Genomic DNA, 11804 nt, shown 5'->3' on the forward strand with positions numbered 1-11804 from the left:
CTCTATACATCAGTGAGTTATCAATAGAAGGTTGTACCTAAGCCATCGTTACCGACATGGAAGGCCGGTGAAGGTGAATTTAGTCAAAAGCCGAATGGGGCGGTTCCTAATGTTGAACACTCAGGTGGTAAATTCAACGGCAATAATATTCCTTATGATAAACCAATTCTTAAGCAAGAATATGTCGATATTCTATCTCCAGAGATGAAACAGCATATCTTGTATGGTGATAAGCCGGGGAGTTGTGGTCATATTTTCCCAGGACACCCAGGAAAACTACTTTCCCGAATAACTGGTCGGCAGAGAAGATCATTAATGAGGTCGGAGATATAGCCACTTCCCCTAATACTAAGTGGTTCGCGCAGACCGGAACCGGTGGTGTTTATACTAGTAAAGAGCAGGTGACTATCTTGATGACTTTAAACCTTCCCCCACACCTCTGGAACTGGTTAAAGAGCAGGCTGGCAAAGGTTCACAAACTGCATATATCAGGATGGATCATATCCTTAACGGGGAAGTGAAAACCCTCAAGGATGGGACAAAAGCTGGATCTGGTGGCCACTATATTCGTGATTCAAATATTAAAGTAGATAAGGTCACGGGTACACCTGATTCCAATGGCGTTTCGACAGGATATATATCAGTGAGAGATCCAGCAACGGGACAATGGATAAATAAGAAAGCTGAAACTACATTCTTCCCTGAGCAGTGGTCAAAAAGACAGACGGCTCAGGAGATTGAGAGTGCGTTCAAAAATTCTGAAAGAATAACCTAATACAGAAATGTGGAGCGGGAAATCATCTAGCGGTGTGAAGATTCAAGGCTATTATGGCAAACCCGATGGAACAGGTGCGACTGCATGGCCTGTTTATACAGGGAGGAATAAGTAATGTTGAATGATAAAATCATTTTCTGGTGGGATGAAAATAGTAATTTATTTGTTCCTGTAGGTGGGAAAATACGTAACTCCTTTGATGGAGGGGTATTGGGGTATGGAGCACGTGAGATTTCAGGATGGTTATCCAATGACATTCAATATGGTATTCATTCTGTTGACATCTGGATAAAAAACCTCACTGAGCTTGCATCAGGAAAAACAACTGAAGGCAACTTCGGAATAGGTAATGCCCATTGGGTGATGGTTACGCATGATAAAGTATTTATTGGGTGTGAGTATGTGGAAGAGCAACAGGTGCTTTTAACCATAGAGCAAACATTATATGTGCTGGAGCAGTATCGTTTATTCCTGGAAGGATCTTATACAAAAGACTTCCCGCCAGAACCAATCGATGTTGAGTATCTTGCAGAAGGTAGAGATGCTATCACACAGTATGAATCTTTAGACGGGGCATATTGTTTACCTTATTAATAATTAATAAAAATCCCGCACTTAGCTGACGGGATTTTTTTACAACCAGACAGTGGAGAGTAATTATCTGAGTGCGGAACAGACCACGCCCTAGCTAGAAAAATAAAAACCTTCCTCCACAAATGAAGAACGAAATCGACTAATAGAGCCTGTATCCAAAGCTGAAGCTACTCAGCAGCAGAACGATGGGGGAGATTTCAAAAGAATAACTGACTCAACAAAAAGATTAATTATTCAGATAAATTCAATCCCCAGGCTGCAACACAGATTGCAAGAAACTGACATAATATAGTATTAATCAACTTAACCCAGTGATTGATAACTATGAGAAACTGCAATGGAGTAACAATATACCTAAAGCAGCAATTGCGACTATTTCTTTGGCGATACCCGTGCTGAGTAAAGCGGTTGCACCTGCAATTGGTGAATGGGTAGGAAGCCAGGCGGTTGCTCAGAGGCTTGTTGGTGCAGGTATTGCAGGTGCAGCCAATACAACCTCACAAATACAGAACATGCTCAACGACCCGAAAGAACAATTTAATCCTGCAAGCTTGTTTATTGCAACGATTTCTGCGGGAGTAAGTACTGGCATGAAAATGCCGGGAACTGTTATCGTCAGCACCGTGGGGGCTGGCATAGATGGTATGATTGATGATAAAAATCCAATCCCCAAAATGGTGGGTGCAGCAGGAGGAGCATTCTTAGGATATTACAGTGGGCTAGGTGTTGAAAAAATTACAAACGCATATCTAAATCCTTGGAAAAATGGTTTCAAAGACTCGAAAAACTCGATTTTTCCTTGGATCACAAACCCACCAAAAATAAGCCCTATACCATCGCAGGGTGGTGCTGCAGTTGGTTCCTATTTCTCAGAAAGAGCGGGTAAGCACTTTGAAGAAAAAACAGAGAGTGCCATAAAATGAAATTATTTAGAGAGCTATTATTTCTATTCTTCTTTATGGCTGCATTCACGCTAACGTTTACCATTGGGAATATTTTTGTTTCTTTTTCTGATAGGATTTTGTTATTTTTACAGGATAGTCAGTGGAAACAGTACGGCATGGTTGATTTATGGAATGATACTCATTCAGGCATCATGATTGGATCTACCTTAGGAATCATATGGTTCATTGGGTTACAGTTTTTCAAAAAAAATAGAAAACCCTGGTAAGTAATATTAGTAATCCAACGGGAGAATCAAGTACCGAAAGTGCAAACAAAGTATTAAATGACACCGTCGAAGAAACAAAAAAAGAGTGGGGAAATGAAAAAAAATACATTACTTCACCTACCTTTCATTTATTTTATCATCAATGATGATCTTCATATTTATTATAATTAAACTATTGGCGGCCATATTTTTCTATGTAACTAAAGGTATATTTTATTTCGGTTATGAAAGTCTCATTGAATATGCAGTGATCGCGATATGTTCGGGTTGCTTTTTAAGCACAGCTTCTTGTCTTATTCAATATTTTCAACATAAAAAGAATAGGTAATTCATGACAGGCTAAAACACTTATTAACGATAGATGAGGTGGTATAGGTAGGTTTTCGGAATACAAATTCCTTCTGTCTACTTTATGAGACCGCTACGACTCGAAGCAGCAGAACGCCAGCGTCGGCGGCAGCTTTACCTTCGGCTCCATGACCGGCTCCGCCAGCGTCAACCTCAGCCGTGACAAAATGCACAGCAACTACGACAGCGTGGTTGAGCTGACCGGCATCTTCGCGGGCAAAGGCGGCTTTGACGTCACCGTCGGTGAACACACCCAGCTTAACGGCGCGGTTATCGGCGCCACCGCCACCGCGGACAACAACAGGCTCGACACCGGCACCCTCGGCTTCAGCGATATCCACAACCGGGCCGACTATAAGGTTGAGCATCAGAGTATCGGCCTCAGCACCGGGGGCAGCATCGGCGGCCAGGCCATCGGCAACATGGCCAACACCCTGCTGGCGGGCGTCAATAAAGACGGCCACGACAGCGGCACCACCAAAGCCGCCGTCAGCGAGGGCACCCTGCTCATCCGCGACCAGGATAAACAGGCCCAGGACGTGGCAAACCTCAGCCGCGACGCGGAGAACGCCAACGGCAGCATCAGCCAGATATTCGACAAAGAGAAAGAGCAGAAGCGCATTCAACAGGCGCAGCTGATTGGCGAAATCAGCACCCAGGTGTCGGATATTGTGCGTACCCAGGGCGCCATCAGCGCGGCGAAAGACGCCAGAGACAGGATGGGCAGTATCACCGATGCCGACAGGGACCAGGCGCAGAAAGACTGGGTGAAAGCCCATCCGGGTCAGACCCCGGATGAGAACGCCATCAACGGCCAGGTTTACCAGAACTTCTACGACCAGGCGTTTAATGCCACCGGGCTCGGCACCGGCGGCGCCGTCCAGCAGGGTATCCAGGCCGCCACCGCAGTGGTTCAGGGCCTGGCGGGCGGTGATATCGCTGCGGCCATTGCTAACGGTTCAGCCCCGTATCTGGCCGAGGCGATTGGTCACAGAATGGGTATCGACAATAACCCCGAAGCAAAAGCGGTGGCCCACGCCATCGTCGGCGCAGCGCTGGCGGCCGCCCAGGGGCAGAATGCCGCGGCGGGCGCGACCGGCGCGGCGCTCGGCGAGATAACGGCGGGGATACTAAAGGACCAGCTGTACGGTGATACCCCGGTTGCTGACCTGACCGAAACGCAGAAACAGACGCTGAGCGCTCTGGCAACCCTGTCCTCCGGGCTGGCCGGTGGCCTGGCCGGGGACAGTACCGGAAGTGCGGTTTATGCGGCGCAGGCAGGGAAGACGACGGCGGAGAATAATACGCTGTATGCGGACGATGCAAAGGTACGGCAAGATACGAAGTGGCTGCTTCCTCATCTGGAAGGTGAGAAGAAACAGCAGGCTGATAAGTTGATTGCAAACCTAAATGCCAAGGATCTGGCATTTGATGAAGCTATAGATAAAGCCTGTCAGAATCTATCCTCAGAACAATGCCGAGGGATGCGTCAAACCCTGTCAGAAATGGGAAAAAGTTACGATAAAAGTCTGGATGGCGAATATATTGCCACAATGCGTGCGGTCTATAAGGATGATGCCGGGAAAGCCGATGGGCAGATATGGAAGTACGCCAACGCAGATGCAAAGGCACAGCGTGTCGCTGACATTCAGAAACTGGCAGCTATTCATGAGATCAGCCCGCAGATGGCTGAGATCCTATATGACACAATGGCAGGTATACACACGACGGCTGCTATTGGTGGCACAATATATGGATTGAAAGGTGCCGGAGTGCCAGCCACTGCATCCAAAAGTACGACGTCTCTGGTTGATGCAGAAAAGGCAGCGCTTGAACGTATAGCGCAAAATGCTAAAAATACGAAGGATCTGAGTACTAAACAACCGAATACCTTATTGATAGAACAAGAGAAGAAAACTTTATCCCAGACTGCGGAAAAGATTCTAACTTACAATCGAACGGGTAGTGGTTTGAAAGCTGATCCAAGCCACAGAAGTTCAAGTTTCTTATCTAAAGAGCAGTTAGAAGCTGGAAAAGTGTTTACTATCGTTGGTGGAGATGGCATTAAAAGGACATTACTACAAGCAAATGGGTCATTTAACGGTGGAAATGGCATCTTTGAATATATCGTAGATCCATCCGGATCCATAACTCACCAACGATTTATTTCTGGTGGTGTTATTAATGGAATGCCAAACCAACGAGTAAAAAAATAAATTAACATGGTGAAAAAAATGATTTTCAACTCAATAATTGATGATATAGAACTCAACTGGGATGATATTTCCTGGGGATATAAAAAACACCTCATTGGGTGGAAAGACCTCGTCAACTATGCTAACAAGGAAATTTTACTTGGGAATACGAATGAATTTGTCAATGAAATATCATTAATTGATAAAAATAGTACTTATAGACTAGACGAACTTTTAGAAAAAATTGTAACTTCACCTGATGATTACAATAACGAAAAATGGTTATACATTAGCTTATTGCAACTATTTTCTTTAAAGGAGAGTATTGAAGACCCTTTAGGAGAAGTTGAAAAAATTTATGAAGATTTTGATTACCCAGAGGACATTGAGTCTTTTGTTAGATATATGCCAGTAAATGAAAATTATGATCCAAGCAAACATACTCCTGAGGAAAACACTCAGCGACTATATGAAAAATGGGCTCTTTACTTAGATAGTAAAAAAATGTTTAAAAAATAGATATACAATAATCATATCTTTGTTATGTGCCTTATGAGATCGTTTTTTAATATAACCCCAGCATCGGCGGCCAGGCCATCGGCAACATGGCCAACACCCTGCTGGCGGGCGTCAATAAAGACGGCCACGACATCGGCACCACGAAAGCCGCCGTCAGCGACGGCACCCTGGTCATCCGCGACCAGGATAAACAGGCCCAGGACGTGGCAAACCTCAGCCGCGACGCGGAGAACGCCAACGGCAGCATCAGCCAGATATTCGACAAAGAGAAAGAGCAGAAGCGCATTCAGCAGGCGCAGCTGATTGGTGAAATCAGCACCCAGGTGTCGGATATCGTGCGTACCCAGGGCGCCATCAGCGCGGCGAAAGATGCAAAAGACAAGATGGGCAGTATCACCGATGCCGACAGGGACCAGGCGCAGAAAGACTGGGTGAAAGCCCATCCGGGTCAGACCCCGGATGAGAACGCCATCAACGGCCAGGTTTATCAGAACTTCTACGACCAGGCCTTTAACGCCACCGGGCTCGGCACCGGCGGCGCCGTCCAGCAGGGTATCCAGGCCGCCACCGCCGTGGTTCAGGGCCTGGCGGGCGGCGATATCGCTGCGGCCATTGCTAACGGTTCAGCACCGTATCTGGCCGAGGCGATTGGTCACAGAATGGGTATCGACAATAACCCAGAAGCGAAAGCGGTGGCCCACGCCATCGTCGGCGCCGCGCTGGCGGCCGCCCAGGGGCAGAATGCCGCAGCGGGCGCGACCGGCGCGGCGCTCGGCGAGATAACCGCAGGGATACTGAAGGACCAGCTGTACGGTGATACCCCGGTTGCTGACCTGACCGAAACGCAGAAACAGACGCTGAGCGCTCTGGCAACCCTGTCATCCGGGCTGGCCGGTGGCCTGGCCGGGGACAGTACAGGAAGTGCGGTTTATGCCGCGCAGGCAGGGAAGACGACGGCGGAGAATAACGACATGAGCCTGCCGGGCGGTCTGATGAGCTACGGTCAGGCGGTTGCCTCATGGGATCAGTATGCCCAGGATAACAATCTGACGCTGGAGCAGAAACAGGCCGGGCTGGATAAGCTGGCACAGGGTGATTTACCTGCTGGACAGAACCCAGCTACCGGGTTATTAACGGCGTGGGGTGCAGGTGCAACCACGATTGTGGTACCTGTTCTGTTGCCAGCTACAGCAACGGTGGGAAGTGTTATCGGTGCGGGCGCAATCGGTGGATCGGCTAACGTGTTTAATCAACTGAACAGCGGGGAGGCATTCAGTGCTACTGATGCGCTTATAGCCACTGGTATCAGTGGATTAACCCAAGGTAAAGGGCTCTGGTTAACTGAAACTGCAAGCATTACCGGTGCATATGTAGGTGCTAAGTTACAGGGGAAAGATGCTACAGCCCCGATGATCGGTGCAGGCTTGGGAACCCTTGGCGGTGCCACTATAGGAAAAGGTGTGGAGCGACTGCAAACTACAATACCTCAGTTTGCTATACCTAAACTCACAGGAGCTGTAGCTGAATCTGCTGGTTCTGAATACCTTGGAAGTTCCGCACAGAATCTGACCGAAAAAGTTCAGCAGAAATTGGAGAAAAAAAATGATGCAAAATAAGAAAATTAAACTCTTAATAGTATTGGTCACTTCATGGACAGCTGGCCTTTTCATTACTCTTGTAGGTGGTCGGTTGCTTATATCTCTAGCATCCTATTTTTTAGTGGGTGATTTTGATTTTGATCGAAATGACCTAATCAGAGGAGCTGAAATATCAGTTGGATGCGGAATTATTATCGGTGTAGGGCAGTGCCTTATGTCGAAAGAGAAGCCATCCCCCCCCTCAGCTCCGTAATAAAATAGTAATCCCAACCTCTACGGTTGGGATTTTACCTGATAACCAGTCAGTTACACCTTAATCGCCCGCTTCTGCGGTCCGGCAATCACCAGGATAAACTCGGGGGATCTACCGCTGCTTGCGGGCGTACAGCGTACCGCACACCTGGCACAGCCCCCTCATCACCTCCGGCTCCGCTGAGGGTGATCTCAACGTCAGTATCAGACAGTCCGGCAGTATCCAGACGCTGAGCGGTGCCCCGGTATCAAACCCCACCTCCTTCAGCCAGCCGCCCTTAGGGTAATGGCCGGAACGGTGATTCAACTAAGGAGGTATACCGCCATGATTTCAAATGATATTTATCTTAATGCATCATCGTTTATGATGTTGTTTTTTTTGTTGCTGTGGGGAGTATGTTTTTTTATTTTTGTATATAGAAGACTTGGTGGGCCTAAGATAAGCAAGGACTCCTTGCTTTACTTTAATTTTATGTTTTTTAAACGTGACACACTATCAAATTGTGCACTGATGTTGCTTGTTCTTGCCTATATAGCAGCTGCAATCGCTGAACACCGCAGAGTTTTTGATAATTTACTATTGATATCTAACCTTTCCGGAGGTATATCATTTTTTCTCTTTGCATTATATGGTAAATATTTTTACCAAGGATTGGTTGATGATAAAAAATCACTTTTTTTTATTAGGATTTTTTTAACAAAACTAGATCTATCTTTTGGTGCGATTTTTCTTTGGCTATCAAGACTAGCATATATAACATGGTTGATTATATTCATAATTAATTAAATTTCATGAATTAAAAAGTCCCAACCTTACTGTTGGGACTTTTACTTTATAACTACTTAGTTACACATTGGCCGCCCGCTTCTGCGGTCCGCAATTACCAGGATAAACTCGGTGATGTGCCTCTGCTTACGGGCGTACAGCTTACCGCACACCTGGCATAGCGCCCTCATCACCCCAGGCTCCCCTAAGGGAGGTTTAACCGTTACAACAACCTGAGCATCACCAGCGGGCGCGCAGAGGCCCCGGTTCTGGCTTTGTAAGTGATGCTATTGGTTCTGTTGGGGGAGAGTTTCTTGGTAATAAAGTGAAAGATAAATTGAATGAAAAGGATACTAATAATGCTAGTAAATAAAAAAAGGCATAAGATAACTTTAACACTTTTATTTTTAAGTATTTTTTATCTTACTTTTTGTTGTTTTATTTTCTTTTTTATAGCTAATGCTGCTATTGATTTAATTTTTGATGGCAAGGTAATTTTAACCAGAAAAGTAATCATCGATATTATAGTTGTAAGCGTTATTGCAGGGGTTGCAGGAGGTTCGCGTTCATGGCTTTTCGCCAAACTGGATGAACGCAAAGCCCGTAAAAAGCCGCCATCAGATTCTCATTAACCCTGAAAATCCCAGCCGTTTGGCTGGGATTTTTGCCTGCTGTTCAGATATTAATATTCAGTTATTCACCATGCGCCCAAGCTCCAAGGTGATAATCGCCAGCTTACCGGTATCAAACTCAAACGTCTCCATCCAGCGGCCCTTAATGGCCAATACCCTGCTGGCGGGCGTCAATAAAGACGGCCACGACAGCGGCACCACCAGGGCCGCCGTCAGCGACGGCACCCTGCTCATCCGCGACCAAGATAAACAGGCTCAGGACGTGGCGAACCTCAGCCGCGACGCGTAGAACGCCAACGGCAGCATCAGCCAGATATTCGACAAAGAGAGTGAAGCGTATTGCGGCTTACCTGACGAGCGCCTTCTTTTTGAACTTGTAAGTAAGACTTACAGGTTGCGTTTTGTTCAAGTTCGCCTTCTTCGTAAATGGCTTTGATATGCTGAGTAATGGCTTGAGGTGTAACCTGGTACAGATCGGCGATAGCTGCTTGCGAAAGCCACAGCGTCTCTTGTTCAAATCGACATTCGACGCGCACACTCCCATCACTGCTGGCAAACATGACAAACTCGCCTGCCGGGGACTGAATAATGTGTTCCTTTGTCATGTTGCCTCCGCTTGGTCTGATTTAGCGCGTTTGAGTTGTTTAGTATGCCAGAGATCGGGGCGGGATCTCTTTACTCAAAAAATCGACTGTTACTGATAAATCCTGCTTTCAGCTTTCACCATGTTCTGGAAAGTCAGTAGTATCCATTAGAGATAAGCCATGAACTCAGCCCGGCGAGATAGTGTCTTGGTACGTGCGGAAGCATGATATTTACTGGTTGACTTGCAAAGACACCAACAATGTAAATAACCAGCAATGAAGGGGGATTTATTGAATTCAGGAGAGTATGAGAGGCAATGTTTGGCGGAAGATCACAGGAGTGATAAAAACACTTTAATTTCATGTTTTTATTGAATTTTCCGTAAAGAAACATTTATTCCTATACACAATCTTATACACAAGCAATCTGGGTGAGATCATTCTTCTGAGTAAAGGACTGAACTAATGCCAAAGAAAAATGATTTTCTAGAAAACTGTTCACCCTGTTCACCTTTGCTATTTTTGTAATAAATTTCAATGGTTTAATCGATGATCAGTTATACCGTGACTCTTCACCACTCTTCACCCCGGGTGAACACTCCTATCTCAAAGCCCAAAAATCTGGCCTGAGCCGGTTCAATGGTTTTGGGTGGCTAAGGTGCTCAGACTGAGCTGGTCACATTCAAGCAGAGAGTTAAGCCATCGTAAAAGTTGTATGACGGCTATGAGCGAGGAGCGGACCTTGAGTTACTGTATAATCTCAAAAGTGAATGATAAGGTTACCGGGATGCTTACAGAAGGACCGAGGATTGGGCGGAGCAAAACTTACCTCCTGCCCCCAGTTTATCAGGAAGGGTACTGCTAGTAATAACTAAAGAACATTGAAAAACGTCCTCTGCGGCATACAGGTCGCAAAGGTATAGTCAATCAGGTGGCCGACAGAACCCATTTTATGCGGGTTTTATTCTTCAAGTGGTGGGTTTTGTTTAAAGGAAAAAGTTATTTTACTTTCTTCAGCTGAGCTTTGAAAACTGAAATTTAAATTTTTAAATTCATCACCTAGACCGTTTTTATCAAATTTCTGACAACTTAGATTACCCCACATATCCTCACAGCATATCGAAAAAACCTTGGGTTCTGCTTTCCTTTCATTAAGTAAATAATCACCAAATGTTTCTTTAGATAATGTGTTTGATATTCCAGAAAAAAATGATAACTCAACATCATTATCGTTGCACTCAACTCCAATCCATTGATGTATTTTAAAAGTTATTTTATCAAAATTAATTCCGTTTATTGTTATTTTTTTTGTGTCAAGATCTGAAGTTATTTCTTTGGCTATAATAGAAGATTGCAATAATAGGGCGAATTGAGATCTTGTTAAACTTGATAGAAGTTCATCATTTTTTAAAGTGTCTTGAATGGCATCTGTAAAGTTTGATATCATCATATTATCATCTTTCATAAAGGCTTTAAGCATATCAGAATTGCTAAGGTAGTCTTTTAAATATTTAATCTCTGTGTGTTTGTAGTAGTAACACTTATCAGAAATGCAGAGTACGCCAATGGCTGGGTTTGCCAAGAAATTGGTATCGTTATCATAATATCTGCTCAATTCACTTTTCTTGGCATTACTTGAAAATGCAAATAGAACGGTTGGAGACTTTCCGCCAATTGATCGAAATCTTCTAAACTTTCCAATTGTTGTTTTCAACTCTTTAACTGTCAAAGTTGATTTAATCTCAATGTTATATCTAACTGCTTCGATAGGAACGAAAGCAAGATCATTATTTATATATGGTGGTAATATTTCGTTATCATAAACAATAATATCACTTTCATTTGATTGGTCACCATGTGAGTTCTCCATTATACCTCTTGAAATCTCATACCTTCTTGGAATGACGTCTTTTATTATTTTTATCAACTCTATTTCATTCAACCCCCCCCTTTACCCCCTGGTGTTCTACATTTTTATTTACAGCATACTCTTGTTTTAATGTTTTTATCCTAGATGATATTTTTTTCTGAAATAATGCTCATGTCAATGTTCCATCCTCTTTTAGAGATTTTATAACTTGTGAACCATCCAACACCATTAAGTACTGTATATATATAATTAACTAGCGTTCAAAGCCACCAAAACTATGAGATTTTTTATGGATTTCATTTTTAGGGATAAGTTTGGCGATCGGAAATTTTTGTACGCTAAGCCTGTTCAAAAAATAGGCTTAGCTGTAGCAATATGGTGTAACTCCCGCGCCAAACAGCGTTTTCAGGGATTTGTCCTTAATCGGGTAACCTAAATGCGACACTTCAAGAGTGACAATTTAAGAGCGATAACTGCTGACGTAAAATCAATCCCTTACG

General features: G+C 44.6%; 9 protein-coding genes and 2 pseudogenes. 9 read left to right on the forward strand and 2 right to left on the reverse strand.

From position 1 onward, the window contains the following. Positions 1-517: 517 nt before the first annotated feature. From HHI26_RS18870 to HHI26_RS18910, 9 genes and pseudogenes are all read left to right on the forward strand, one after another. The gene (locus tag HHI26_RS18870; RefSeq protein ID WP_171149508.1) at positions 518-775 is read left to right on the forward strand and encodes an EndoU domain-containing protein; all 258 of its coding nucleotides are present in this window, start codon (positions 518-520) and stop codon (positions 773-775) included. Positions 776-889: 114 nt separating this feature from the next. Beyond that, a complete protein-coding gene (locus HHI26_RS18875; protein WP_205945576.1) occupies positions 890-1369 on the forward strand; it encodes a hypothetical protein in 480 nt (159 codons plus the stop codon). 311 nt (positions 1370-1680) lie between these two features. After that, on the forward strand, positions 1681-2292 hold the full coding sequence (locus HHI26_RS18880; RefSeq protein ID WP_171149509.1) for a hypothetical protein: 612 nt from the start codon (positions 1681-1683) through the stop codon (positions 2290-2292). Positions 2293-2956: 664 nt separating this feature from the next. Beyond that, positions 2957-5104: pseudogene (locus tag HHI26_RS25695) on the forward strand (VENN motif pre-toxin domain-containing protein); the annotation flags it as partial. Between the two features lie 18 nt (positions 5105-5122). Continuing rightward, complete coding sequence (locus tag HHI26_RS18890; RefSeq protein WP_159338605.1) at positions 5123-5602, forward strand: DUF2247 family protein; 480 nt, start codon at positions 5123-5125, stop codon at positions 5600-5602. Between the two features lie 86 nt (positions 5603-5688). After that, positions 5689-7218 (forward strand): VENN motif pre-toxin domain-containing protein, encoded by a 1530-nt coding sequence (locus HHI26_RS18895; RefSeq protein ID WP_171149511.1) that lies wholly within the window; start codon positions 5689-5691, stop codon positions 7216-7218. Positions 7219-7777: 559 nt separating this feature from the next. Continuing rightward, a complete protein-coding gene (locus HHI26_RS18900; RefSeq protein WP_171149512.1) occupies positions 7778-8239 on the forward strand; it encodes a hypothetical protein in 462 nt (153 codons plus the stop codon). A 338-nt stretch (positions 8240-8577) separates the two neighbouring features. Next, complete coding sequence (locus tag HHI26_RS18905) at positions 8578-8850, forward strand: hypothetical protein (protein WP_171149513.1); 273 nt, start codon at positions 8578-8580, stop codon at positions 8848-8850. Continuing rightward, positions 8807-9139, forward strand: coding sequence for a hypothetical protein (locus HHI26_RS18910; RefSeq protein ID WP_171149514.1), 333 nt, complete (start codon positions 8807-8809; stop codon positions 9137-9139). The genes HHI26_RS18905 and HHI26_RS18910 overlap by 44 nt, the downstream gene beginning before the upstream one ends. Before the next feature lie 40 nt (positions 9140-9179). Here HHI26_RS18910 and HHI26_RS18915 read toward each other — a convergent pair. Next, a pseudogene (locus HHI26_RS18915) lies at positions 9180-9455 on the reverse strand (DNA-binding protein); the annotation flags it as partial. A 940-nt stretch (positions 9456-10395) separates the two neighbouring features. Continuing rightward, complete coding sequence (locus HHI26_RS18920; RefSeq protein ID WP_346775694.1) at positions 10396-11376, reverse strand: DUF6602 domain-containing protein; 981 nt, start codon at positions 11374-11376, stop codon at positions 10396-10398. Positions 11377-11804: the final 428 nt, after the last annotated feature.

Origin of the sequence: Erwinia sp. JH02 (assembly GCF_013074405.1) — a bacterium.
Lineage (GTDB): Bacteria > Pseudomonadota > Gammaproteobacteria > Enterobacterales > Enterobacteriaceae > Erwinia > Erwinia rhapontici.